The organism is Streptomyces niveiscabiei (assembly GCF_033794345.1).
GTDB classification, from domain to species: domain Bacteria; phylum Actinomycetota; class Actinomycetes; order Streptomycetales; family Streptomycetaceae; genus Streptomyces; species Streptomyces niveiscabiei.
Map to the genome: position 1 here is coordinate 335,545 of NZ_JARAYJ010000004.1, position 24,771 is coordinate 360,315.

At 73.4% G+C, this 24,771-nt stretch carries 25 protein-coding genes and 1 pseudogene; 17 read left to right on the forward strand and 9 right to left on the reverse strand.

What is annotated here, in order from left to right; all coding sequences use genetic code 11:
- Positions 1–403: 403 nt before the first annotated feature.
- Entirely contained in the window at positions 404–1,009 is a 606-nt protein-coding gene (coaE, locus tag PV682_RS07795) for a dephospho-CoA kinase (protein ID WP_319725425.1), read from the forward strand.
- A gap of 104 nt (positions 1,010–1,113) precedes the next feature.
- The gene (locus PV682_RS07800; RefSeq protein ID WP_055718042.1) at positions 1,114–1,500 is read left to right on the forward strand and encodes a tetratricopeptide repeat protein; all 387 of its coding nucleotides are present in this window, start codon (positions 1,114–1,116) and stop codon (positions 1,498–1,500) included.
- Positions 1,501–1,561: 61 nt separating this feature from the next.
- On the opposite strand, the gene PV682_RS07805 is transcribed toward PV682_RS07800, so the two are convergent.
- Positions 1,562–1,819 carry a DUF6343 family protein gene (locus tag PV682_RS07805; RefSeq protein WP_055718051.1) on the reverse strand — a complete coding sequence of 86 codons (258 nt, stop codon included), beginning with the start codon at positions 1,817–1,819 and terminating at the stop codon, positions 1,562–1,564.
- Between the two features lie 89 nt (positions 1,820–1,908).
- Between PV682_RS07805 and PV682_RS07810 the strand changes: the two genes are divergently transcribed.
- The 5 genes from PV682_RS07810 (at position 1,909) to pip (ending at position 6,118) form a co-directional block, all read left to right on the forward strand.
- Entirely contained in the window at positions 1,909–2,829 is a 921-nt protein-coding gene (locus tag PV682_RS07810) for an acyltransferase domain-containing protein (protein WP_319725427.1), read from the forward strand.
- A 92-nt stretch (positions 2,830–2,921) separates the two neighbouring features.
- On the forward strand, positions 2,922–3,599 hold the full coding sequence (locus tag PV682_RS07815) for a class I SAM-dependent methyltransferase (RefSeq protein WP_319725429.1): 678 nt from the start codon (positions 2,922–2,924) through the stop codon (positions 3,597–3,599).
- 176 nt (positions 3,600–3,775) lie between these two features.
- Positions 3,776–4,216: a DoxX family protein gene (locus PV682_RS07820; protein WP_319725430.1), complete on the forward strand. Its 441-nt coding sequence runs from the start codon at positions 3,776–3,778 to the stop codon at positions 4,214–4,216.
- Positions 4,217–4,338: 122 nt separating this feature from the next.
- Complete coding sequence (locus PV682_RS07825; RefSeq protein ID WP_319725432.1) at positions 4,339–5,130, forward strand: uracil-DNA glycosylase; 792 nt, start codon at positions 4,339–4,341, stop codon at positions 5,128–5,130.
- A 37-nt stretch (positions 5,131–5,167) separates the two neighbouring features.
- On the forward strand, positions 5,168–6,118 hold the full coding sequence (pip, locus tag PV682_RS07830; RefSeq protein ID WP_319725434.1) for a prolyl aminopeptidase: 951 nt from the start codon (positions 5,168–5,170) through the stop codon (positions 6,116–6,118).
- Between the two features lie 31 nt (positions 6,119–6,149).
- On the opposite strand, the gene PV682_RS07835 is transcribed toward pip, so the two are convergent.
- Positions 6,150–6,848 (reverse strand): GntR family transcriptional regulator, encoded by a 699-nt coding sequence (locus PV682_RS07835; RefSeq protein WP_319725436.1) that lies wholly within the window; start codon positions 6,846–6,848, stop codon positions 6,150–6,152.
- Between the two features lie 147 nt (positions 6,849–6,995).
- On the opposite strand from PV682_RS07835, the gene PV682_RS07840 reads away from it, so the two are divergent.
- Both PV682_RS07840 and PV682_RS07845 read left to right on the forward strand, forming a co-directional pair.
- On the forward strand, positions 6,996–8,438 hold the full coding sequence (locus tag PV682_RS07840) for an NCS1 family nucleobase:cation symporter-1 (protein ID WP_319725437.1): 1,443 nt from the start codon (positions 6,996–6,998) through the stop codon (positions 8,436–8,438).
- Between the two features lie 5 nt (positions 8,439–8,443).
- Positions 8,444–9,160, forward strand: a complete 717-nt coding sequence (locus PV682_RS07845; protein ID WP_319725438.1) for an aspartate/glutamate racemase family protein — start codon at positions 8,444–8,446, stop codon at positions 9,158–9,160.
- 65 nt (positions 9,161–9,225) lie between these two features.
- Here the strand turns inward: PV682_RS07845 and PV682_RS07850 are convergent, their stop codons facing one another.
- Entirely contained in the window at positions 9,226–9,627 is a 402-nt protein-coding gene (locus tag PV682_RS07850) for a RidA family protein (RefSeq protein ID WP_319725439.1), read from the reverse strand.
- A gap of 80 nt (positions 9,628–9,707) precedes the next feature.
- Positions 9,708–10,376: a hypothetical protein gene (locus tag PV682_RS07855; RefSeq protein ID WP_319725441.1), complete on the reverse strand. Its 669-nt coding sequence runs from the start codon at positions 10,374–10,376 to the stop codon at positions 9,708–9,710.
- Positions 10,377–10,414: 38 nt separating this feature from the next.
- On the opposite strand from PV682_RS07855, the gene PV682_RS07860 reads away from it, so the two are divergent.
- The 3 genes from PV682_RS07860 (at position 10,415) to PV682_RS07870 (ending at position 15,361) form a co-directional block, all read left to right on the forward strand.
- Entirely contained in the window at positions 10,415–12,310 is a 1,896-nt protein-coding gene (locus tag PV682_RS07860) for a tetratricopeptide repeat protein (RefSeq protein ID WP_319725443.1), read from the forward strand.
- A 65-nt stretch (positions 12,311–12,375) separates the two neighbouring features.
- Positions 12,376–13,140 (forward strand): nucleotidyltransferase domain-containing protein, encoded by a 765-nt coding sequence (locus PV682_RS07865; RefSeq protein WP_319725444.1) that lies wholly within the window; start codon positions 12,376–12,378, stop codon positions 13,138–13,140.
- A 202-nt stretch (positions 13,141–13,342) separates the two neighbouring features.
- Entirely contained in the window at positions 13,343–15,361 is a 2,019-nt protein-coding gene (locus PV682_RS07870; protein WP_319725446.1) for an FUSC family protein, read from the forward strand.
- Positions 15,362–15,408: 47 nt separating this feature from the next.
- Here PV682_RS07870 and PV682_RS07875 read toward each other — a convergent pair whose 3' ends face one another.
- The gene (locus PV682_RS07875) at positions 15,409–16,350 is read right to left on the reverse strand and encodes an endonuclease/exonuclease/phosphatase family protein (RefSeq protein ID WP_319725447.1); all 942 of its coding nucleotides are present in this window, start codon (positions 16,348–16,350) and stop codon (positions 15,409–15,411) included.
- Between the two features lie 128 nt (positions 16,351–16,478).
- On the opposite strand from PV682_RS07875, the gene PV682_RS07880 reads away from it, so the two are divergent.
- The 3 genes from PV682_RS07880 (at position 16,479) to PV682_RS07890 (ending at position 18,871) form a co-directional block, all read left to right on the forward strand.
- Positions 16,479–17,807 (forward strand): amidohydrolase, encoded by a 1,329-nt coding sequence (locus PV682_RS07880; protein ID WP_319725448.1) that lies wholly within the window; start codon positions 16,479–16,481, stop codon positions 17,805–17,807.
- Between the two features lie 98 nt (positions 17,808–17,905).
- The gene (locus tag PV682_RS07885) at positions 17,906–18,547 is read left to right on the forward strand and encodes a DUF899 domain-containing protein (RefSeq protein WP_319725451.1); all 642 of its coding nucleotides are present in this window, start codon (positions 17,906–17,908) and stop codon (positions 18,545–18,547) included.
- Positions 18,548–18,697: 150 nt separating this feature from the next.
- Entirely contained in the window at positions 18,698–18,871 is a 174-nt protein-coding gene (locus tag PV682_RS07890; RefSeq protein WP_319725453.1) for a hypothetical protein, read from the forward strand.
- Here PV682_RS07890 and PV682_RS07895 read toward each other — a convergent pair.
- From PV682_RS07895 to PV682_RS07905, 3 genes and pseudogenes are all read right to left on the reverse strand, one after another.
- Complete coding sequence (locus PV682_RS07895) at positions 18,856–20,727, reverse strand: ABC transporter ATP-binding protein (protein WP_319725615.1); 1,872 nt, start codon at positions 20,725–20,727, stop codon at positions 18,856–18,858. The two genes, PV682_RS07890 and PV682_RS07895, sit on opposite strands and share 16 nt — an antisense overlap.
- Before the next feature lie 308 nt (positions 20,728–21,035).
- Positions 21,036–21,440, reverse strand: a complete 405-nt coding sequence (locus tag PV682_RS07900; RefSeq protein ID WP_319725455.1) for a hypothetical protein — start codon at positions 21,438–21,440, stop codon at positions 21,036–21,038.
- Between the two features lie 428 nt (positions 21,441–21,868).
- Positions 21,869–22,465: pseudogene (locus PV682_RS07905) on the reverse strand (ATP-binding protein); the annotation flags it as partial.
- A 294-nt stretch (positions 22,466–22,759) separates the two neighbouring features.
- On the opposite strand from PV682_RS07905, the gene PV682_RS07910 reads away from it, so the two are divergent.
- Positions 22,760–23,620, forward strand: coding sequence for a helix-turn-helix domain-containing protein (locus PV682_RS07910; protein ID WP_319725458.1), 861 nt, complete (start codon positions 22,760–22,762; stop codon positions 23,618–23,620).
- Positions 23,621–23,881 (forward strand): DUF397 domain-containing protein, encoded by a 261-nt coding sequence (locus PV682_RS07915; RefSeq protein ID WP_010352518.1) that lies wholly within the window; start codon positions 23,621–23,623, stop codon positions 23,879–23,881.
- Between the two features lie 131 nt (positions 23,882–24,012).
- Here PV682_RS07915 and PV682_RS07920 read toward each other — a convergent pair whose 3' ends face one another.
- On the reverse strand, positions 24,013–24,717 hold the full coding sequence (locus PV682_RS07920) for a protein-tyrosine phosphatase family protein (RefSeq protein ID WP_319725463.1): 705 nt from the start codon (positions 24,715–24,717) through the stop codon (positions 24,013–24,015).
- Positions 24,718–24,771 lie beyond the last annotated feature (54 nt).

Genomic DNA, 24,771 nt, shown 5'->3' on the forward strand with positions numbered 1-24,771 from the left:
GCCGCTCCCACGGGGTGGGCCGGGGGCGATGGCGTCGCCGCCCGGCCCGCAGGCGCGCGGGTGTTCAGGGCGCGGGGCTCGACCGGCAGCGGCTCGCTGCGCGGGCGGGTGTTCGCCGGCTCTCTACGGCTGCCTGCGGCTGGTCGTCGCCGCAGCCGCGCGTGGGCGGACGTCCGGGCGGCGGCGTGGTGCGCGGTGCTGGTGAGGGCGCCGCAGCCTCGCGCGCGGGCAGGAGGCGGAGGACGCCAGCGAAGGACCCGCGGACGCCGCCGCAGCCTCGCGTGGGCGGGCGGGCAGGCGTTCGTCCGTCGGCTCGGGGCGCGTACGGACGTGGCCGGGGCCGCCGTCGGTCCGCGCTCCCTGGCCGGGGCCCGATGTCAGTGGCGGGATCTAAGCTTTCACCATGCTGACAGTGGGGCTGACCGGCGGCATCGGGGCCGGTAAGAGCGAGGTTTCGCGGTTGCTGGTCGAGGCCGGAGCCGTGCTGGTCGACGCGGACCGGATCGCGCGGGAGGTGGTCGCGCCGGGGACGGACGGGCTCGCGGCCGTCGTGGAGGCGTTCGGGGAGGGGGTGCTGGGGGAGGACGGCGCGCTGGACCGCCCGAAGCTCGGGGCGATCGTGTTCGCCGACCCCGAGAAGCTGGCCCTGCTCAACTCGATCGTCCATCCCCTGGTCGGCGCCCGGTCCCGTGAGCTGGAGGCGGCGGCTCCGGCGGACGCGGTCGTCGTGCACGACGTCCCCCTCCTCGCCGAGAACGGGCTCGCCTCGCTGTACGACCTCGTGATCGTGGTCGACGTCGCGCCCGGGACGCAGCTCGACCGGCTCGTGCGGCTGCGCGGGATGACCGAGGACGACGCCCGCGCGAGGATGGCCGCGCAGGCCACGCGGGAGAAGCGCCGGTCGATCGCCGACATCGTGATCGACAACGACGTACCGCTGGCGGAGCTGGAGCGGCGGGTGCGCGAGGTGTGGGGCGAACTGGTGCGCAGGGCCCGGGGGGAGGGGTGAAAGCGCAGGTCCTGGCGGTGTGCGCGGTCCGGTGTGGCCGCGTCGTAGGAATAGCGGGCCCCGTGCGGGGCGTTGAACGCTGTCAGTGAGGGAAGGACCTTTCCGTGCCCGAAACCAGCGGTTCGACCGGACGTTCTCCGGAGACGCATGTCATCGACTTCCGCGCCGCCGAGCAGTTGCTCGCCGCGCGGGACCCGCGGGGCGCGGTGAAGCTGCTCGACGGGGTCATCGCCGCGCACCCCGAGAACACCGCCGCCCGCCTCCTGCGCGCGCGTGCCTTCTTCGCGGCGGCGCAACTGCGCCCGGCGGAGCTGGAGTTCACGATCGTCCTGGAGCGCGAGCCGGACAACGCGTTCGCCCACTTCGCGCTCGCGCGCACGTACGAGCGGCAGGGCCGCGACGACCAGGCGAAGCGCCACTTCCGGCTGGCCGCCGCGCTGGACCCGAACCCGGAGTACCTGAAGGCCGCGCGGTTCGACGCGCAGGGCTGACGGCCGCGACCCGCCCCGGCTCCGGTGACAGGCGCCCGCGCACAGGGTCCGCGTGCGGATCTCAGTGCTCCGGCGGCCGGTACGGCGGCACGTCGCGGCCCGGCTGCCAGTGCGGGCCCTGCCGGATGTGCCGCAGGATCAGCGTCAGGTCGATCATGATCACCAGCCACAGCGCACCGCAGGCCGCGGCCCAGCCGGGGCGGCCCGCCAGCGCGAACGCGGCCGTACCGAAGACGGCCCAGGCCAGACCCCACAGGCTCAGCCACAGTCGCATCCGCAGCGCACTGCGCGCGGTCGTCGGCTCACTGCCCGTACGCATCAGGATCACCACTCCTGCCTGAAACGTACTCTTCGGTGGAGACGTTCTCCAGAGGTGCCGGTTCTTCCGGAGCTACAGGGGGTGTGTTCGTGGAACTCAGGGACGGTGTGTCCGTGCTCGCCGACACCGACGGGCTGGTGGAGGCGCTGCTCGATCTCGGGGTGTCGCACCAGGACATCGAGGAACCGGTCCGGCTGAGCCGCCAGGTCCTCGGCGACGACCTCGCCCGCGAGGCCCTGGAGCGCGGGGCCGCGGAACTCGTCCGGGACATGGGGACGGTGACCGGCGGCGTGGATCTGCCCCGGTACCCCGGCGCGTCCCGGGCCGTCGCCCGGTGGTTCCCGCTGTACGTCTTCGTCGTCGCGCTGCCCTTCGTGCGCGCGTACCACCAGGAGCGCGGGATCTCCGCCGAGGTCGGCCGGCGGACCCTCGTCGACATCGGGCGCGGGGTCGCCGTCCACCGGCGGTGGCACGGGACCGGGGGGATCATGACCGCGCGGTGGCTCTCCCTCCATCTGCGCGGGGAGCTCTACCAGCTGGGGCGGTTGCAGTTCCAGCGGGGGGTCGTTCCCGAGGTGCTGAGGGAGTCCGTCACCGCCGCCGGATTCTCCGCCGGGGAGCCCGCGCTCGGGCTGCACATCCCCGACTTCATGGGCCCGCTCAGCCCCGAGTCCTGCGACCGGTCCCTCGCGCGCGCCCGCGAGTTCTTCGCCGCGCACTTCCCCGAGGAGCCGTACCGGATCGCCACGTGCGGGTCCTGGCTGCTCGATCCCCAGCTGAAGCGGTACCTGCCGGCCGACTCCAACATCGTCCGCTTCCAGGAGCGGTTCCACGTCCACCCGCTGGAGGAGGAGCACGACATGACGCCCGTGCGCTTCGTGTTCGGGTCCACGCAGGTGGAGCTGGCGGAGCTGCCTCGGCGGACCGTCGTGGAGCGGGCCGTGGTGGAGCATCTGGAGGGGGGCGGGCACTGGTACGGCGGGGAAGGGTGGTTCCCGCTGGAAGGTTGAGCGCGGGGCGGGGGAACACTCGAACGGGTGAAGCGGTGGGGGTGGGGAACTGGGGTTCGGGGGCGGGGAGTTGGAGGGGTATGGAGATGAGGATGAGGGATGGGTACGAGGGGACGGGGCCCGGGGCGATCACGCCGGACGGCTGTGCGGTGGAGCTCTACGCGCGGCTGCCGGTGGGTGCGGAGCCGGGCGTGATCGCGGGGGCCGTGCCCGTGGGGGCGCGGATTCTGGAACTGGGGTGCGGGGTGGGGAGGATGACCCACTCTCTGGTGGAGCGGGGGTTCCAGGTCACCGCGGTCGACGAGTCGGCGGAGATGCTGGAGCGGGTGCGCGGGGGGCGGACGGTGCGCAGTCCCATCGAGGAACTGGACCTCGGCGAGACCTTCGACGCCGTCCTCCTCGCCTCCTTCCTGGTGCACGCCGGGGACGCGGAGGTGCGGCGGGGCCTGCTGCGCACCTGCGCCCGCCATGTCGCGCCGGGCGGCAGCGTCCTGATCCAGCGCGAAGGCGCCGACTACCACACCGACGTGCCCCGCGAGCGGGTCGACCCCAGCGGGTTCACCGTGCGGATACGGTTCTCGACGCCGGTCGGGGACGGGGTCCACTCGGTTCGTGCCGAGTACGAGTTCGCGGACGCGGTGTGGACCCATACGTTCCTGGCACGGCCGATGAACGAGCGACAGTTCGAGGAGGCGTTGGCGGAGGCGGGGTTGAGGGTGGACGAGGTGCTGACGGAGGACGGGGTGTGGGTGAGGGCGGTGGTGGCGTGAAGGGGGGGAGAGCAGGGGACGCGTGGAAAGGAGTGTGAGGGGGCGGGGCCGGTGGCGGCGCGAAGAGGGCGCGGCGGGGCGCGGGCGTGAAAAAGGGAGTGGGGCGGCGATGAGAAACGGCACCGGGTGCGGTCTACCTCTCGACCGTAACGAGACCGCTCACCAGGGAGAACGCCATGTCCGAAACCACCGTGCCCGTCGCGACCACCCCTTCCCCCACGTCCGCTGTCCGGCCCCGGCGAGCCCGTGCCGTCCTGCGCGGCGTCCAGATCCTCCTCGCGCTGTTCTTCGGTGTCGCCAGCGCCCTGCCCAAGCTCATCGCCCACCCCACGGCGGTCGAGTCCTTCGACCGGATCGGCTGGGGCACCCCGGCGATGTACACGATCGGCGCGCTCGAACTCGCCGGAGCCGTCGCCCTGTTGATCCCGGTACTCCAGTCGCTGGGGGCGGCTTCCCTCGCCGCGCTGATGGTGGGCGCGTTCATCACGCAGGTGACGGTCTTCGACGGGGAGAACGCGGCGACTCCACTGATCGTGGGCGCTCTCCTGGCGGCCATAGCGTGGGCGCGGCGGGGCACGCTGATGGAACTGGCGGGGCTGGTGCGCCGACAGGGCTGACCGGGGCGGAGCCGAGGCGAGGCCCACGCTTCACCGCGAGGGCGATGGACCCGAAGCGCGGGCGTCACCGCGAGGCAGAGCCCCCGACAGCGAGGCGGGGCCGCCCGCTCTAGGGTGAACGCATGGAGGAACTGGACCGGCAGGGCACGACCACCCCGCCCACAGGCCCCCGGCGCACTCGCAAGGAGCCGGGCGCCGACCACCCCGAACCCCCGCACCCCGAACCCCCCGACCCCCTCGCGGCCCTCGACGCCCGGATCGCCGGCTGCCGAGCCTGCCCCCGCCTGGTCGACTGGCGGGAGCACGTCGCCCGCGTCAAGCGCGCGGCCTTCGCGGAGTGGACGTACTGGGGCCGGCCCGTGCCCGGGTTCGGCAGGGGGGACGCGCCATTGCTGATCGTCGGCCTCGCTCCCGCCGCGCACGGCGGGAACCGGACCGGCCGGATGTTCACCGGAGACAGGTCGGGGGACGTGCTGTACCAGGCGCTGTACGACGTGGGGCTCGCCTCGCAGCCGGAGGCCGTGTCCGTGGACGACGGACTGGAGCTGCACGGCGTACGGATCACCGCGCCGGTGCACTGCGCGCCGCCGGAGAACAAACCGACGCCGGGGGAGCGGGACGCGTGCGGGGCGTGGCTCGTGGAGGAGCTGGAGGTGTTGCGGCCGGGGCTCAGGGCGATCGTCGTGCTGGGGGCGTGGGGGTGGCAGGCGCTGTGGCCCGCGTTGGCGGCGGCGGGGTGGGAGGTGCCGAGGCCCAGACCGGCGTTCGGGCACGGTGCGCGGGTGGAGCTGGACGGCGTACAGGTCTTCGGGTGTTTCCACGTCAGTCAGCGCAACACCTTCACCGGCAAGCTCACGCCGGAGATGCTGCGGGAGGTGCTGCGGACGGCGGCGGGGGCAGCGGGGCTGAAATGAGGTGAGGGTGACAGGGCGGGCGAAATAGCGTGCGGGGATGGGACTGTATCCGGAGACCGAACCGTACGACCACGGCATGCTCGACGTGGGCGACGGCAACCACGTGTACTGGGAGACGTGCGGGAACCCGCGGGGGAAGCCGGCGCTGGTGCTGCACGGCGGGCCGGGAAGCGGCTGCGGGCCGTACTTCCGGCGCCTGTTCGACCCGGCGCGCTACCGCGTCGTCCTGCTGGACCAGCGCGGCTGTGGCCGCTCCACCCCGCACGCGGCCGAGTACGGCACGGACATGAGCGTCAACACGACCGACCACCTGATGGCCGATCTGGAGCTGCTGCGCCGGGAGCTGGGGATCGAGCGCTGGCTGGTGTGGGGCGTGTCGTGGGGGTCGGTGCTGGGGCTGCGGTACGCGCAGACGTACCCCGGCGTCGTGTCCGAGCTCGTGCTGACCGGCGTGGCGACCGGCTCCGACGCGGAGGTGGCCCTCCTCACCCGGAGCCTCGGCCGGGTCTTCCCGGACGCGTTCGCGGAGTTCCTCGCGGGCCTGCCGGAGGACGACCGGGAGGGCAACCTCGCCGCCGCCTACAACCGGCTCCTGGAGTCCCCCGACCCGGATGTCCGCGAGCGCGCGGCCCGCGCCTGGACCGACTGGGAGACGGCGATGGTCTCGGAGCCCCCGCGCTCGGTGCAGCGGTACGAGGACCCGGTGTTCCGCATGGGCTTCGCCCGCACGGTCACCCACTACTTCGGCAACGACCACTTCATGGAGACGGACGCGGTGCTGCGCGACGCGCCTCTCCTCGCCGGGATTCCCGGGAGCCTCGTCCAGGGCAGCGTCGACCTCGGCAACCTCACGGGCGTCGTCTGGCGGCTGCATCACGCCTGGCCGGGCAGCGAGTTGACGGTCGTCGACGAGGTGGGCCACTCGATCGGCCCCGACGCGATGGTGGAGGCGCTGGTGGCGGCGACGGACAGGTACGCCGACCGCTGAACGCCGGTTCGCGGAAGGGGCGCCGGGGGGCCTACACGCCGTCGTCCCCGAACAACCGCCGTACCGTGGACCGGTAGTTCGTCTGGACGTGCGTCAGCGCATGGCTCCGGGCCCGCTCGGGATCGCCGGACGCGATCGCGTCGTACAGGTCCTGGTGCTCCGTCAGCAGTTGGGCCCAGTCCTCGTTCTGCCGGGTCAGCCAGCGCAGGCGGCCGTCGACCGGCTCCATGACGGAGCTGAGGAGGCTGTTGCCGGCCATCGCGAGCACGCGGTCGTGGAACCGCGTGTTGATGTCGGTGACGGCCTCCGCGTCGGCCGCCGCCGTCGCCTCGGCCGCCTCTTCGAGGAGCCCCCGCAGCTCCCCGAGCGCCTCCGGCGTGGCCCGCGCCGCCGCGAGCCCCGCCGCGTACACCTCCAACGCCTCGCGCAGCTCGAAGAGTTCCCGTACGTCGTCGCGGGTGAGACCGCGTACGGCGGCCCGGCGCGCGGACGCGAAGTGGACGAAGCCCTCGGCGACCAGCGCGCGCACGGCCTCGCGGACGGGGACGCGGGAGACGCCGAACCGCTCGGCCAGCTCCCGCTCCACCAGCCGGTCCCCGGGGGCGAGGCGCCCGGCGATGATGTCCTGCCGCAGCGTCGCGAGGACGCGTTCGCGGACCGCGCCGAGGGGTTCGCCGTTCGCGGTGTCCCGCGGCGGGGCCTTCGTCGCGGTCTTCGTCGTGGAGCCCATGCGGCCATTTTCTCCGACGCGGAGAGGTCTTTTACCTAGCTGTAACTGTGGAGACATCGACACGGGTGCTCGGCAGCGCGACCATGTCCGCACTTTGGTATACCAAAAGCCGCCCGGCGTCCCCGAGTTCTCCCCTCTGGAGCCCCTTTGTCCGTCGCCGACAGTGTCGAAGCGCCCGCGTTCACCCCCGACCCCCGGCTCGTCAACGAAGACCTCGCGCCCGCGAAGAAGCGCAACTGGAAGGTCTTCGACCTCTTCGCGATGTGGATGTCCGACGTCCACAACCTCGGCAACTACACGTTCGCCGCAGGACTGTTGGTCCTCGGCATGAACGTCTGGCAGGTCTTCACCGCCCTCCTCGCCGGCTTCGTGCTGATCTACGTCGGCATGAACTGGATGGGGAAGATCGGCCAGCGCCACGGCGTGCCGTTCCCCGTCGTCAGCCGGATCAGCTTCGGCGTCTGGGGCGCCAACATCCCCGCGCTGATCAGGGCCGTCATCGCGATCATGTGGTACGGCATCCAGACGTACCTGGCCTCCGTCGCCGTCAACGTCATGCTGCTCGCGGCCTGGCCCGGGCTCGAGTCCTGGACCAAGCACTCCTTCCTCGGCCTCGACGCGCTCGGCTGGGTGTCGTTCATCGCGCTCTGGCTGATCCAGGCGCTGATCATCCGGCAGGGCATGGAGGCCGTCCGCAAGTTCCAGGACTTCTGCGGACCCGCGATCTGGCTCGTCATGATCGCGCTCGCCGTGTGGATCCTCGCCAAGGCCGGCTGGTCGATCTCCCTCACCACCACCCCGCACCCCGTCTCCGTCGGCGAGCAGTGGCGGCAGTGGTTCGGCGCGATCGGCCTGATCCTCGCGACCTACGGCACGCTGATGCTGAACTTCTGCGACTTCTCCCGCTTCGCGCCCGACTTCAAGACCGTGCGCCGCGGCAACTTCTGGGGCCTGCCGATCAACTCGACCGCCTTCGTGGTCGTCTCCGTGATCGTCACCGCCGGCTCCCTGGAGGTCTACGGCCAGGCCATCACCGACCCCGCCGAACTCGTCGCCAAGGTCGGCAACACCTGGGTCCTGGTCGTCGGCGCGCTCACCTTCGCCATCGCCACCATGGGCGTCAACATCGTCGCCAACTTCGTCTCCCCGGCGTACGACCTCGCCAACGTCTGGCCGCAGAAGATCACGTTCAAGGTCGGCGGCATGATCAGCACGGTCGCCGCGCTGCTCGTCACGCCGTGGAACCTCTTCTCCAACCCGACCGTCGTCAACTACTTCCTCGGCGGCCTCGGCGCGTTCCTCGGACCGCTGTTCGGCGTGATCATGGTCGACTACTACTGGGTCAAGCGCGGGCGCGTGAACGTCGACGAACTCTTCGACGCGACCCCCGGCTCCCGGTACTACTACCGCCACGGCGTCAACCCCAAGGCCCTGTGGGCGTTCCTGCCCTCCGCCGCCGTCGCCGCCGTCCTCGCGCTCGTCAAGACGTTCAGCGACGTCGCGCCGTACTCCTGGTTCATCGGCACGGCCCTCGCCGCCGGCCTCTACCTCGTGATCTGCCGTCGCGAGCGCGCGCAGCAGGAGGTCTGACGGACGTGCGGATCGTCGTCACCAACTGCAACACCACGCAGGAGATGACCGCCGAGATCGTACGGGGTGCCCGCGCCGCAGCGGCGCCGGGCACCCTCGTCACGGGTCTCACCCCCGCGTGGGGGCCCGCGTCGGCGGAGGGCTGGCTCGACAGCTACCTCTCCGCCGCGGCGGTCATCGACACCCTGCGCACGTACGACGGGCCCGCGTACGACGCCGTCGTCATGGCCGGGTTCGGGGAGCACGGCCGTGAGGGCGTCCGGGAACTCGTCGACGTACCCGTCGTCGACATCACGGAGGCGGCGGCGCACCTGGCCTGCCTGCTGGGACGTCGATACGGGGTCGTCACGACGCTGGAGCGCACGTGCGGGCAGATCGAGGACAGCCTGGAACTGGCGGGGGTGGCCCGCAACTGCGCGGCCGTCGTCTCCACGGGCCTCGGCGTCCTCGAACTCACCGACCCCGCGCGCACGGAGGCGGCCTTCGTCGGCGCCGCCGAGCAGGCCCTTTCCGCCGGCGCCGAGGTCCTCGTCCTCGGGTGCGCGGGGATGACGGGGCTTCAGCGGGCCGTCGCCGAGAAGCTGGGCGTGCCGGTGGTGGACGGGGTCGGCGCGGCGGTGAAGCTCGCCGAGTCCCTGGTGTCCCTGGGGCTGAACACGAGCCGGGCGGGGAGCTTCGAGAGGCCGCTGGACAAGAAGAGGGCCTGGGGGAGGGGAGGGTAGTCCGGGGGCGGGGGCGCGGTGCTTGTTGTGCGACGTACGGACGCGCGCCCCCTCGTACGCGCCCTCTACTCCGGCACCACCGCCGTCGCCGTGATCTCCACGAGCTGGCCCGGGTAGCCGAGGCTCGCGACGCCGAGGAGGGTCGAGGAGTGGGGGCCGGCGCTGAGGCCGGACGCCTCGACCACGGTCCACACCGCCGCCAGCACGGCCGGGTCGGGGCTCACGACGTACACGTCCGTGACGACGACGTGCGCCAAGTCGCTGCCGACCGACCGGAGTTGCTCCTCCAGGTTGGCGATCACCCGCTCGGCCTGCCGTACCGGGTCCCCCGGTCCCACGAGGTCGCCCGCCGCGTCGAGGGGCACCGAACCGGCGAGGAACGCGAGTTTCGTGCCGGCCTCGACGACCGAGGCGTGCGCGTAGGTGGGCGGGCGGAAGAGGCCGGGTGAGGTGACGCGGCGGATCATGGGAGCTCCTCGCTGGTGGACGACTGCCGATCATCCAGCCCGGCGCGCGCGACGGCACCCGGATTTTCCGGGGCGGGGGATCACGCGGCCCGCGTCAGCAGTGCGGGCCGCACGCCGGGCTCACGACTCCGGGCCGTCAGGATCCGCTCGAACCTGCGGGGGGGGGTGCCCCTGTCTGCCCCCAGCCCCGGGGATCGAGGGGCCGGGAGGTCGATCAGGTCGCTCACGTCGGCGACCTTCTGGAGGGTGCGGGCCAGGGAGGCGAGGGTGCGGCGGACCTCGGTGAGCTGGGTGCGCAGGGCCGGCGCGTGGTCCCAGGCGCGCTCCCAGGCGACCGGGTCGTGGCCCTCGGGGCGCCGGGACTCGTACGCGGCCAGGCGGGGGTGCCAGGAGGCCAGGAGGGGGCGCAGGACGCGGTTCAGGACGGTCACCGCGAGGACGCCGAAGCTGACGTGGCCGGGGGCCAGGGGCGGGGCGACGTCGGGGCCGTAGCGGCGCAGGATGTCGCGGGTGGTGCCGAAGAACGTGTAGAGCGAGGTCAACGCCTCCCGCAGGAAGCCCTCGTCGGGGTGCAGCTCCTCCACCGAGACCCGCGTCACCAGCTCCAGGTACAGCTCCCACGCCGCGCTGCGCTCCGCGTCGGCCGGCTGCCAGGTGCCGGAGATCTCGCCCACGAACGGTATCGACAGTGTCGCCGTGATCTGCGACGGTCCGCTCGGTCCCCGCCGCTTGCGCTGCCTGTGTCCCATGATCGCCTCCCCGGGTGCCCACAGTAGGGTAAGTCGCCGTGTGGGACGTCTTCCTCAGCTACAGCCGCGCGGACGTGGAATCGGTCCGTCCCCTCGCGCGTGCGCTGCGCGAGGAAGGGCTGCGGGTCTTCACCGACGAGACCGGGGTGGCCCCCTTCGAGGGGATCAGCGAAACGATCCGCCGCGAACTCGGCAGGTCCACGGCGCTGCTGGCGTACTACTCCACCGGCTATCCCGCGCGTGAGGCGTGCCAGTGGGAGCTGACCTGCGCCTATCTCGCCGGGCTCGCCGAAGGCGACCCCCGGCGCCGGGTCATGGTCGCCAACCCCGAGCCGGCCGCCGCCCACATCCAGCCCGTCGAACTGCGCGACGCGCGCCACGCGGACCCGGCGGATCCCGCGGGGCTCGTCGCCGACGTCGTGGCGCACCTGGCCCGTCTCGACGGTCCCATGCGGCTGCCGGAGCCCGCCGTACGGGGCCCCCACCCCGAGTTCCTCGGCCGCCTGACCGAGCTCTGGCAGGTCCACTCCGCGCTGCACGCGCACTCCGCGCCGCTCACCGCGGGACGGGCCTCGGCGCGGACCGTCCAGATCCGCGGGATGGCGGGCATCGGCAAGACCGCGCTCGCGCGCGAGTACGCGCTGCGCTTCGAGGCGGCCTACCCGGGAGGCGTCCACTGGCTGGACGGACGCTCGGACGACACCCCCGTACGGGACCCGGACCCCGGCGGGCCCTTCCTCCTGATCGTCGACGACGTCCCCCCGGGACGCCTCGCGGAGACGACCGCCCAGCACCCCTTGGGCCACACCCTCTTCACCCTCCGCGGCCACGCGTACGACGGACCGGGCGCCGTCCTCGACCTGGGGCCGCTCGACGCGCACCACGCGCGCGTGCTGCTCGGCGGCAGCCTCGACGGCTCCGGCGACCGCGACGACTCGGGCGACACGGACACCCTCGCCGAGGCGGTCGACGGCCACCCCCTCGCCCTCGCGCTTCTGGGACGCGCCGTGCGCGCGGGACACAGCCCGCGCGCCCTCTACGACCTCCTGCACACGCGCGGGAGATCACTCCTGGACACGCTGGCCGAACGGGACGTCACGACCGGTCTCGTCGCGGACGTGGCCGGGGACGAGGCCGCCGACGTCCTGCGGTGCGCCGCCGCCCTCCACCCGCTGCCGGTGACCGCGCGGGACGCGGCCGGCGTGCTGGCCGCCGTCGACCGGGTGCCGCGGGCGGTCGCCCGCAGACGCGCGGCGCAGGGCATCGCCGAACTGTCCGCACGCGGCCTGCTGGACCCGGAGAACGCTCCAGGAGGCGCTGCGGGAGCCTGGCGGCTCCATCCCGTCACTCTGCACGCCTGGCACCATCACGACCCCGCTCCGGCCCGTACAGAGGCCCTCCGGCATGCCGCCCTGCGCGCGCTGTGCGGCCACCGCGGCCCGGATACCCTGGGTCTTCCCGGCAGCCGGAGGGAGGTCCCCGTGACAGCACCCAGCGAGTCCGAGCGGATGGCCGCGTTCGACATCCAGGTCGAACTCGTCACCCGGATCGGCGTCCAGGAGCTCGCTCCCGGCGAGGGGAGCCTGCGCGAGGCCCTGAGCTCGCTCAAGTCGGTGATCGACTTCACCCGGGCGACCCTGCACACGTACAGCATCGGCCTCGCGCCGGGCACGGGCGCGCGGACCGTGCAGAGCCTGGCGTACAGCCTGGTCAACGACGTCATCCGGCCCTTCACCACCGCCTGGCACCCGCGCCTGACGGCCTACGAGGCGACCCGGCCCGCCTCCGTCAGCCCGCTCGACCACGAGGCCGGGTGGGCGCAGGGCGAGCCGATGCGCGCCGAACTCGCCGCCCTGCGCGGGCCGTTGCAGGAGATCGTGGAAGGGCTCGGCGGGATCTCCGGGGCGGGGTTCGGGCTGGCGGCGGCGGGCTGAACCCCAGGTCGCGGGCCGACGGAATCCGGTGGTGCCGGCAGGGCGGTGGTTCGTAGCCTGAGGTCATGTCCCAGCTCACCGACGCCCAGTTCCTCGACACCGTCGCCGATCGCCTCGCCGCGCTTCCCGGAGTGCGGGCCGTCGCACTCGGAGGCTCGCGCGCGCAGGGGGTGCAACGGGCCGACAGCGACTGGGATCTGGCGGTCTACTACCGGGGGGCCTTCGAACCGGAGGACCTGCGGGCGGTCGGGTGGCCGGGGGAGGTCGCCGAGATCGGCGGATGGGGCGGGGGAGTCTTCAACGGGGGCGCGTGGCTGAGCGTCGAGGGCCGGCGCGTCGACGTCCACTACCGGGACCTGGACGTCGTGGAACGGGAACTCGCCCGCGCGCGGGAGGGGCGGTACGACGTCGAGCCGCTGCTGTTCCACCTCGCGGGCATCCCCACGTACCTGGTCGTCGCCGAACTCGCGGTCAACCGCGTCCTGCGCGGGGACGCGCCCCGCCCCGACGGCTACCCCGAGAAGCTGCGCACAGCCGCGCGCACGCGCTGGTACGACGCCGCCCGCGCCACCCTCGCCTACGCGCACGCCGCGCACGCGCGCGACGGACGGTGGACCGAGGCGCTCGGGGCGATCGCCGTCGCCGCGACCCAGACGGGGCACGCCGTGCTCGCCGCGCGCGGGGAGTGGGTCACCAACGAGAAGCGGCTGCTGGAGCGCGCGGGGCTGCGGGACGTCGACGGCATCGTCGCGGGGGCGGGGGACGTCGGGGAGGCGATCGACCGCGCGGGCGCGCTGTTCGAGGAACGGGTCGGTGTTGTCCGCACGTGATCGGAACGGCGCCTCAGGGAGGCCGTTTCCGGGAATCGCCGTACCCGCGCGGGAGTTGCGTTCATAAAGAAACCGGCTGATCACACCCCGCGTCACCTCGACGAAACGCAACCGGCCCACCCGCTGCGTACCGTGGAGGGACAGCCCGAAGCCCCGGCCGACGTCGCCCGACGGCACCCGTCCCCGTCACGACAGGAGCCCCGTGTCCCCACGCGCCGGTGTCGCCCTCCCGCCCTGGCTCGCGCACGCACTGCGCGCGCAACGCGGCCCCGTCCCCTGGGCGGCGGTCGCGCGCGGGGCGCTCGCGGCGGGGCCGCTGCTGGCGCTCGCCGTGGCCACCGGACGCACCTCGCTCGGCGTCGTCGCCGCGATCGCCGCGATGCTCGCGGGGATCAACGACCGCCCGGGCAGCAGGCGTACGTCCGTGCAGCGGCTCGGGGCGCCCGCGCTGGCCGGCGCCGCGGGACTCCTCGGCGGCACCTACGCGGGCGCGCACGCGGGCCCCGTCCTCCTCACCCTCGCCCTGACCGCGCTCGGCCTCGTCGCCGGGGGCATGAGCGCCATCGGCCCCGTCGCGTCCGCGGCCGGCACCCAGGTCCTCGTCGCCTCCGCGATCGGCGCGGGCATGCCGGTCGACGAGGCGGGCTGGCAGCGCGCCCTCGCCTACCTCGCGGGCGCGGGCTGGCTCCTCCTGCTGCGCCTCGCCCTGCCCACGCCGGGCTCGCTGGCCGGGGACTTCCGCTTCGACGGCGAACGGGACGCCGTCGCGGGCGTGTACGACGCGATCGCCGCCCTCCTCGACGCCGCCGGCGGCCCCGACGCGGGCGCGCGCCGGGCCGCCCTCACCGCCGCCCTCGACCACGCGCAGGACGCCTTCGCCGGGCCCCGGCTGCGCCGCTACGCCAGCTCCTCCACGGAACGGCGGCTGCACGCGCAGTACGCCGCCGCGCTGCCCCTCGGGGAGGCGGCGACCGCGCTCGCCTGGGCCGGGGAACCCGTCTCCGAACGCGCCTCCGAAGGACCCCGGCGCCTGGCCGCCGCCGTCCGCGAGAACACGCCCACCGGGCCGCTGCCCGCGCCCTCCCGCTCCGCGCCCGCGCTGCGCGCCCTGGACGACGCGCTGCTGCACGCCGCCGAGGCGTTCGACCGGGGGCACAGCACCGCTCCGCACGCGCGCAGGCGTACGGCCGCCGACCTGCTGCGGGCCGCGTTCGGCCCGGGCGGGCGGGAGTACGGGATGCGGGTCGCCCTGTGCTTCGGCGCCAGCGCCGCCATCGCGCAGGCCCTGCACCACTCCCACTGGTACGGCGAGCACACGCACTGGTACTGGCTCCCCGCCACCGCCGTCTTCCTCGTCAAGCCCGACCTCGGACCACTCGTCTCGCGCGTCCTGAACCGGGCCGCCGGCACGGTCCTCGGGGCGCTCGTCTTCGCCGGGTTCGCCGCGTTCCTGCCCCGCCCCGAGGGACTCGTCGCCCTCGTCGCCGTCTGCGGTGCCCTCGTCCCCGTCGCCACCCGCCACTTCGCCGCGCAGACCGCCGTCGTCACCGTCCTCGTCCTCGCCCTCGTCATGGTCGGCGGCGAACCCCAGGCGTCCGCGGGCCGCATCGGCGAGACCCTCCTGGCCTGCGTCCTCGTCCTGGTCGTCGGCCACCTCCCGATGCCGGGCGAACGCGGGGGCCAGGTACGGGCCCGGCTCGCGCTGGCGACCGGGGCGGCGCAGGAGTACCTGGCGTACGTGCTGAGCGGGACCGGGGAGGAGCCCCGGACCCGGAAGCCCCAGAAGCGCGTGAGGCGCCCTGGAACGCACGAGAGGCCCCGAACCCCGCACGACCTGGCCGGGGTCCCGCACAGGGCCTCCCAAGCCCCCCTGAACGCCCCGGACGCGGCATCTCGGACACCCCCCGCCCCGACCGGCGACCGCGCCACCCGCTGGGCCCTCCGCCGCGAGGCCTACCGCACCCTCGCCGAAGCCCGCGCCGCCATCGCCCTCTCCGCCGCCGAACACCCGGCCCTCGCCCGCCACACCGCCGGCACCGACGAGATCGCCGCCCTCCTGGAACGCCTCGTCGACACGACGACGGCGTGCGCCGTGCAACTCGACGACACGGGGCATCTGGGCGCACGGCACCGGGAACTGCTCGACGAACTGCTGACAGCGCTGGACGCTCACAGGGTGCCGGGGGCGAGGGGGCGGATGAGGCTGCCGCGGGCGGTGTGAGGGGCGCCCGCGCGCGAGGCGGTCAGGGGGCGTTCCCCGTATGCGCCCTACCCCACCCGCACCCACACCGGCGCGTGGTCCGACCCCGCCGCGTCCCGTCGTTCCCTCGGGTCCTCGTTCACCGACGGCAGCCGCAGCACACCACCGGCCGACGGGATTCCGGTGTCGGCCTCGGTCACGCGGTGGACGAGCTGGTGGCTGAGGAGGATGTGGTCGATGAGTTCGCGGCGGCCGGAGTTGACGCGGGAGTACCGCCGGTCGGCGGGGATCAGGGGGGCCACGTCCCACAGGCGGGTCCGGTCGCCCTGGTCCGGCAGGTTGTAGCCGGGGGTGCCCACCTCCGATCCGGGCGGGCCCAGGAGGATCTGGGTCGTCGCGGCCTGGACCTCGTCGTTGAGGTCGCCCACCACGGCGACGTCCCGCGCGCGCCCGTCGTCGGCGAGGAGGTCGTCCGCGAGGGCGCGCAGGGCGACCGCCTCGGCGGCGCGGCGGTACAGCGCGTACGCGCCGTAGCGGGCCCGTTCACCCTCGTCGTGGGGGAAGAAACGGTTGCCCGGGTAGGTGAGGAGCTTGGACTTCAGGTGGGCCACCGCCAGGTGCAGCGTGCCGGTGCGGACCGCGAGGAGGCCGCGGCCCGGCGCGGAGACCGTCAGCCCGGAGTCGTCGACCTGGACGGGCCGCAGGCCGTGCGGGAACGCGTCGACGTCCGCGACGGCCACCAGGGGCGTCCTGCTGATGACGCCGACGCGGATGCCGCGCCCGTCGGGGTGCTCGGAGAGCGCCGTGTGCCAGGTGCCGCCGATCACGGCGAGCAGGTCGTCCAGGGCGTCGGGGTCGCCGACCTCCTGGACGCCGAGGACGTCGGGCGCCAGGGCGTCGACGGTCTCGGCGAGGGCCGCCAGCTTCGTGTCGTAGGAGGCTTTGTCCTTGGGCCCGAACGGGCCGCCGGGACGGTAGAGGTTCTCCAGGTTCCAGGTGCCGAGGAGCATGACGGGCTCCCTCCAGAGCGCGCTTCCAGGGCCCAAGGGTGCCTTCGGGGGAGGCCGCCGCGACAGGCGCCGGACAGGATGCCCGCCACGGCTCACGCAGGCCGAGGACCCCGTCGTACGGTGTCAGGATGACGCCTTCCGCGGACCTCGTCATCTCGGGCTGCACGGTTGTGGAACCCGGTCTCACGTTCCGTACGGACGCGACGGTCGTCGTCCGGGACGGCCGTATCGAGTCGATCGGCGACGACCCGCCCGGGGAGGCCGCACAGCGCATCGACGCGCGCGGGCAGGTCGCGCTCCCCGGGCTGATCAACTGCCATACGCACGCGCCGATGGTCGCCCTGCGCGGAATCGCGGAGGACCTGCCGACCGAGGAGTGGTTCAACGGCGTCGTCTGGCCGGTCGAGTCGAACCTCACCGCGCGGGACGTCGAACTCGGCGCGCGCCTGGCCTGCGCCGAGATGATCCGCGCGGGCGTCACCTGCTTCGCCGACCACTACTTCGCGATGGACGCGGTCGCCGCCGTCGTCGAGGAGACCGGCCTGCGCGCCCACCTCGGGCAGGCGTACTTCTCCTCCCAGGGCCCGAAGGGCCGCGAGGAGTCCCTGGAGTTCGCCCTGAGGTACCGCGAGGGGGCCGGCGGGCGGATCACCACCGCCCTGGCCCCGCACGCCCCGTACACCGTCACGGAAGCCGATCTCGCCGCCACCGCGGCCCTCGCGCAGGAGCACGGGCTCCCCGTCCACCTGCACGCCTCGGAGAACCGCGACCAGGCCGGGACGAGCCTCGCGCGCCACGGCGTCACCCCGATCGACGTCCTGGAGCGCACCGGCATCCTCGACACGGACGTCCTGATCGCGCACGGCACCGGCATCCTCGACCGCGACCTCGACGTCCTCGCCCGCGCGCGGGGACGTGTCTCCGTGGCGACCGCTCCGCGCGGGTACCTCAAGTTCGCCTGGCCGACGACCACCCCCGTGCGCGCGCTGCGCGAGATCGGCGTACCCGTCGGGCTCGCGACGGACGGCGCCGCCTCCAACAACTCCCTGGACGTGTGGGAGTCGATGGCCCTGACCGCGCTGGTGCAGAAGTCGACGACCGGCGACCCGCGCTGGCTGACGGCACGCCAGGCACTCGACCACGCGGGCCCGCAGAGCGCGCGGGCCCTCGGACTGGGCGACCGCATCGGCGCGCTCGCCCCCGGCATGCGCGCCGACCTCGTCCTCGTCGACCTCACCGGCCCGCACACCCAGCCCGTCCACGACCTCGCCGCGACCCTCGTGCACAGCGCCCGCGCGAGCGACGTCCGCACGACGATCGTCGACGGCCGCGTCCTCATGCGGGAGCGTCAGCTCCTCACCGTCGACGTGCGATCCGTCGTCACGGAGTTGACGGCCCGTCTGCCCGCCCTCACCGACCGCGCGCACGGGCGGCGTGTCCAGGAGTACGACACCTGAGCCGCGCTGTTCCGAAGTTTTTTCGCCCACGACGATGAGTTCCGCGCGGCCCTCCAGTCACCCCCTCCGACGGACCGTCGTACGTGAAGGGGTGGGCGATGTCGCTCCCGGAGATCGTCTCGCGCGAACAGTGGCGCGCGGCGCGCGAGGACCTGCTGGCGAAGGAGGAGGCGCTCGCCCGCGCGCGCGAGGCGCTCGGCGCGCAGCGGCGCCGGATGCCGATGGTCGAGGTCGAGGCGGAGTACGTCTTCGAGGGCGGCGACGGCAAGGCGACCCTCCTCGACCTCTTCCAGGGGCGCGCCCAGCTCGTCGTCCACCACTTCATGTTCGCGCCCGAGTGGGACACCGGCTGCCGGGGCTGCTCGGCCTTCCTCGACCAGGTCGGCCACCTCGCCCACCTCAAGGCGCGCGACACGGCGTTCGCGGTCGTCTCCAGAGCGCCGTACACGCGCGTCCTGCCGTTCAAGGCGCGGCTCGGCTGGACGGTGCCCTGGTACTCGTCGTACGACAGCGACTTCAACACCGACTTCGAGGCGACCCTCGCGCGCGCGGACGGCGAACTCGTCGAACGGCAGGGCCTGAGCTGCTTCCTGCGCGACGCGGACCGCGTCTTCCACACGTACTCCGCGTTCGGACGCGGACTCGACGGGCTCGGCACGGCGGCCGGGCTGCTCGACCTGACCGCGTGGGGACGGGGGCCCGAAACGGCCGTTCTCTATCACGACGAGTACGACTTCTGATCACTCTGCGTCATGGTCGTGCGGGTGGTGTGTCAGGTAGGTCTCAGTACTGTCATATGCCGAGTCCTCGGGCCCCTGTGGCGCGTTCACTCCAGTACGAGCGACGGCCGGAACGGACGGCCGTGCGGGAGACGCTTTCCGGAGGACGACATGGTGAACGGGCGGACCGTACTGGAACGGTTCCCCGCGGGCGGCCCGCGCGGGTCGTGGCCCGCGGAGGAGTTCGCGCGCGCGAGGCGCTCGGAAGGGCTGGCGGCGGAGGTCGTCATGGACCTCGCCGGCGACGCCTTCCTGGTGATCGTGCGGGGTCACTCCGGAGAGTGAGCGGGCAGCCGTACGGTGAACTGCTCGGCCTGGAGGGCGTACAGCTCCGCGTACACGCCCCCTGTCGCGAGCAGTTCGTCCGGGGTGCCCGACTCGACGAGCCGGCCCTGCTCCAGGACGTGCACCAGGTCGGCGTGGCGGACCGACGCCAGCCGGTGCGTGATCAGGACGACGGTCTGGCCGCTGTCGGCGAGCGCCCGGATCTTCTCGAACACCTCCAGCTCCGCGCGCGCGTCCAGCGCGGCCGTCGGCTCGTCCACGATCAGGATGCGCCCGCGCCGGTAGGCCGCCCGCGCGATGCCCAGCCGCTGCCACTGGCCGCCCGACAGCTCGTGACCGCCGCTGAACTGGCGCGCCAGCAGCGTGTCCAGACCGCGCGGAAGGTCCGCGACGACGTCCTGCGCGCCCGCCTGCGCGACGGACGAGGCGAGCCGCTCCTCGGTGAGCGGCGCGGCCGAGCGGCCGATCGCCACGTTCACCCTCGCCGTGAACGGCCAGCGCTTGAAGTCCTGCGCGACCATCGCGATCCGCTCCGCGAGCTGCCCGCGGTCCGCGCCCGCCGCGTCCACGTCGTCCCACATGACCCGCCCCGACTCCGGCCGGTACAGCCCCGCCAGCAGCTTCACCAGGGTCGTCTTGCCCGAGCCGTTCTCGCCGACCAGCGCGATGATCCGGCCCAGCGGCAGGGTGAGCGAGACGTCGTCCAGGGCCGGGCGGTGGTCCGGTGAGCCGTCGCCCGGGTAGCGGAACGTGACGTTCTCGAAGCGGATCTCCTCCGGGTCCTCCGGGAGGTCCGTCCCGCCCGCCGGGATCGCCCGCTCGGCCGCCTCGACGTACAGCCGTTGCAGGTCGCCCACGAACAGGGCCTCCTCGTGGAGCTGGTTCACCTCCAGGACCAGCGTGTTCAGGCTCGCCGAGCCGCTGCGGATCGCGATCACGGCCGTCCCCGCGACCGACAGGGCCATCGCGCCGCCCAGCAGCAGGCCGCCCAGGGTCGCGTACGTCGCGACCGTCGCCAGGCCCGTCCACGCCGCCGCGATCAGCCCCGTACGGGCCGTCAGGCGGGCCAGCCGCGCCTGTTCCGCCTCCGCGGTCTCCGACATCGACCGGAAGTGGCGCAGCAGGAACGGGCCGACGCCGTGCACACGGATCTCCGGGGCCGCCGCCGGTTCCGTCAGCAGGCTCGCGATCAGCTGTCCCGCGCGCGCGTGCTGCACCCACGTGTGGAACGACTCGTAGCGGCGCCTGGCGTTCGTCAGCGCGCTCCACGCGCTCGGGAGCGTCATCGTCAGCAGGAGCGGCAGCAGCACCGGGTGCAGGACCGTCAGGACGCCCGCCGCCGCGGCCAGCGAGATCACCGAGTTCACCACGCGCGTGCCGTAACCGATCATCCTGCGCGCGGACTGGGCGCCGTACTGGGCCGTGTCCAGGAGTTTGTGGAAGGCGTGGTCCTCTATCGCGGCGAGTTCGACGGCCGCGGCCCGCTCCAGGTACAGCTCGGTCGCCACGCGCTCGACCTTCGGTTCGAGGCGGCCCGTCGCGTACGTCGACGCCGCGCGCAGGAGCGCGCCGAGGAACAGCATCACGGCCATCACGATCAGCGCGGGCGCGGCGTCGCGGACCCTGGCCTCGATCGGGCCCTGGGCCATGAGGCGGCTCAGGACGCTGTTCACCGCGAGCAGGCTCACCGCCTGGGCGGCGCCCCGCGACAGCTCCGCCGCCACGACGATCTTCGCCGCGCGCGGGTCCGCCTGTCTCGCCAGCCTGAGGCTGACCGTCAGCAGTGAGGGGAGCCGGCTGAGCATCGAACGGAACCCCAGCTCCAGGAACGCGTCCCGGTGCTGGTTCCAGCCCATGTCGTAGCTCAGCGGGCCGCCGAACAGTAATCGTTCCGACTCGGACACCTCACGCCGGCCCTTCCCCTGCCCGCGCGGTCTGCGCACGCTCTGCCTCCCCCGGGTGGCGGTTCCGCATATGCACGAAGGGCCACTATGGCGTGCGGGGGCGGGGTGGGGGAGGGCGCGTGGAGGGGGGCACGCGTGCGCGGGCGTGCGCTGTGGGGTGGGTGGGAGGGCCGGGCGGTCTCTTGAGGCTGCGCCGGAACACGCAGCCTCAAGAGATCAACCGGCCCGCGTGCGCGCGAGGCGTCGGGGCACGCGGAGCGCTACGCGCTGATCGGGCGCGCCCACGTCGGTGTCGCCCCCGTCAGCCGGCACAGGGCCAGGTACAGCGGTATCGGCGGCGTGTACGGGACGGTCCCCGTCGGCCGGTTGATGAGGGTGAGGGTGTGCGGCGTGTCGGGAAGGACCGCCCCGGTCGCGTACTGCGCGGGCGCGGGCCACTCGACGGCGTAGTCGGAGTCCGCGGGGACGAGCCACCACCAGTGCGTGTCGTCGGCGTACACGCACCCCACGCGCGGGAGGCGCGGCATCAGGAGGGGGCCCAGGCGCGCGGGTACGGCGACGGCGTCGCAGCCCAGGGGGATCGTCATGCCGTCGGGTACGGGCAGGCGCGCGGGTGCGCCGGGCGTGTGCGTGAGATGGCGGCCGACTCGGACGAGCGTGTTCATGGTGAGCACCGGACCTTCGGCGGACGGGGCGCTCACGCCCTGCCCCGCTCCCGGCCACGCTCGCCTGCGCCGGGAACTCCCGGTTGCGACGTCGCGGTGGCCGAACCGGGGTGCGAGCGCCAGCTGGTGGAGTCGCCGTCAGGGCTCTGGGCGTGCTGCCTGCGGCTCGGATGCCCCGGAAGCTGAGGGGGCTCGGGGTGGGTGTGCGGCGGATGGTGCGGAAGCGGGGGCGTGGGACGCTGCGCCTGCGCGGGATGCGCGGAGCCGTGCTGCTGGACCTGCGCGGTGCGGGACGGCCGGGCCGGTGCCTCGGCGGCGTACCGCGAAGCCGCGCCCGGATCTGCCGCCGCCCGCTGTGTCACCACCCGCTGTGTCACCACCCGCTCGTCCAGGTTCCCGCCCGCACCCGTGGGAGCCGCATTGCCGCCCTCGCCGTCGTGGGGCGTGGGTTCGTCGGACGGGTTCGGCTTCGGGCGGGCGCCCCAGCCGAGGTCGTTGAGCGGGGCACTGGCGCCTCGGGGGAGCTCGGCCCACACCAGGAGGCCGGGGCCGTGCTCCTGGGCGCCCCAGGCGCGGCACAGGGCGTCGACGAGGAGGAGGCCGCGGCCGTGTTCCTCCTCGGGGAGCTGGGGGGACGGACGGGGCTCACCCGGCGCACATCCTTCGTCACGCACAGCGATGCGCAGCGTGTCCGCGCCGTCCTGGAGTTCGCACACGACGACCCCGCCGGCCGTGTGCACGATCGCGTTGGTGACCAGCTCGGTGATGACGAGGGCGGCCGAGTCGCACGTGTCCTCGCACACCGACCAGCCACTCAGCCGGGCCCGCACCAGGCGTCTCGCCTGGGCCGGGGAACCCGGATGTGCGGCCAGCTCGAACCGGAACCGGCGCTCGGCAGAGGTCTGGTCAGAACCTGCTCCCGACGCGGCACCGAGACCTGCGGGGCGGCCTGCGGCGGCGTCTGTTCCTAAAGGCGCGGACGGAATCACGCTTGCCACTATCGCCCCGCCGTGAACACTTGGCAAGTGTCACTCTGAAAATTGCAGAGTGCTGCGCGACGCGGTGGGACGCCGTGGCACACTGCTCGCAACAGCACGTAGAGCGGCGCCGATTGGGACCCCGGAGGGCCGTCGCCCACGCACGGACGTACATCGCCGTACGCGCGCGTGGCGGCCGTACAGAACTCCGCGAGGTCTCCGAACGGCGCCGCAGGGCTGTCGGGAATCTTTCCGGCCGGCAGTCCGCGTGGCCGCCGCACGGCCGCCGTGCGGGTCAGGAGAACAGTCGGGGACGTTCGTGGAGTTTCGTGGAGGTGGAGCGTGAGCGAGCCGCGGTCCGCGCCGACCGTGGGGCAGGTCGTCCTCGGCAGGCGCCTGCTGGACCTGCGGGAACGCGCAGGGCTCAAACGCGAGGAGGCCGCCAAGGTCCTGCGCGTCGCGCCCGCCACGATCCGCCGGATGGAGAACGCCGAGGTCGCGCTCAAGATCCCGTACCTGCAACTGCTCCTGAAGGCGTACGGCGTCGCGGGCGACGAGGCGGAGAGCTTCGTACGGCTCGCCGAGGACGCCAACCGGCCGGGCTGGTGGCAGCGGTACCACGACGTCCTGCCCGGCTGGTTCTCCATGCACGTCAGCCTGGAGGGCGCCGCCTCCCTGATCCGCCAGTACGAGCCGCACTTCGTCCCCGGACTGCTCCAGACCGAGGACTACGCGCGCGGGGTGCTCGTCTCGGGCGCGATCGCGCAGACCCGGCCGGAAGACATCGACCGTCTCGTCGCCCTGCGCATGCGCCGCCAGGATCTGCTCACTCGTCCCGACGCGCCCCGGATATGGGTCGTCATGGACGAGACGGTGCTGCGCCGCCCGGTCGGCGGCCCGGAGGTGATGCGTGCGCAGATCGACAGACTGCTCGACGCCGCGAAGCTGCCCAACGTGGTGCTCCAGGTCGCCCCGTTCGCCAACGGGCCGCACCCGGGCACGTACGGGCCCTTCGTGCTGTTCCGATTCGCCATGCCGGAGCTTCCGGACATGGTCTACAGCGAGTACCTGACCGGCGCGGTCTATCTCGACGCGCGTGAGGAGGTGGCGACACACCTCGAGGTCATGGACCGCATGGCGGCGCAGGCCGCTACGGCACATCGCACGAAGGAGATCCTCCGGGATCTCCGCAAGGAGCTGTAAATGAAGCGCATCTCGTCCTCTCCCGCCCCGCGGATCTACAACGGCATGCCCGCGCGGGAACTGGGCAACGAGGGCTGGCACAAGCCGTGGAGCGGCGGGAACGGGGGGAACTGCCTGGAGGCGATGAAGCTGGAGGACGGCCGGATCGCGCTGCGCCAGTCCACCGATCCGGACGGGCCCGCGCTGATCTACACCCCGGCCGAGATGACGGCGTTCATCGAGGGAGCGAAGGCGGGTGAGGCGGACTTCCTGCTCTCCTGAACGCCTTGTTCACGGGTCCGGATCATGTTCGGTGACTTCCTTTTTGTTTGCTTTTCGCACCTCTCTAAAATTGACTGCTCGACCCACATTGATCAGTTATGACCGGATCGACCGCCCTCTAGGCAGGTGACCTACAGCCACGACCACATGCGGCGCGGGGCGTCCACCAGACGACTCAGCGCGACCACCGGGAACGGCGGTTGCTCGGCCTCGTGCCGCTCCAGGCTCAGCCCGTAGTAGATCTGCTCGATCGACGGCGGCCCGACCGCGAGATTGCGCCGGACCGCCGCCGACGGGGACTCCTCGCCGGTCTGCACCAGATACGCCGCCGCCATCGTCCCCGTACGGCCCACCCCCGCGCCGCAGTGCACGAACACCCGCCCCGGCGCGTCCCGCACGACCGCGAGGAACCGCCGCACCTGCGCCTGCGTGGGCGTCTGCCCGTCCCGCACCGGCAGGCGTACGGCCGTGAGCCCCGCCTCGCCCGGTTCGGCGAGCTGCGCCGCGCTCAGGTCCTCCGCGCGCAGGTCCACGACCGTCGTGAACCCGAGCCGCCTCAGCTCGCCGTACCCGTCCGGCTTCGGCGCGGCGCCCCGCCACAGCCGGCCCTCGGTGTCCACCGGCTGGAAGTGATGAACCCCACGCAGGTCGTGCGTCCCCGGTGGCGTCGCGGTGTCCTCGCGCGCGAGGTACGACAGCCCGAGGATGCCCAGCGCGCCGGTCGCCCAGAGCGCGAGATACCCCACCGCCACGATCAGCGCGCCGCGCAGCACACGCCTGCGGATCCGCCGTGAGGACGAGGACGGGGAGGGGGAAGGTGCGACGACGACGGCCATGGGCAACCCGGGGGTGTCGGGGACGGGGACGCTTTCGCATGGTAACCCGATGGG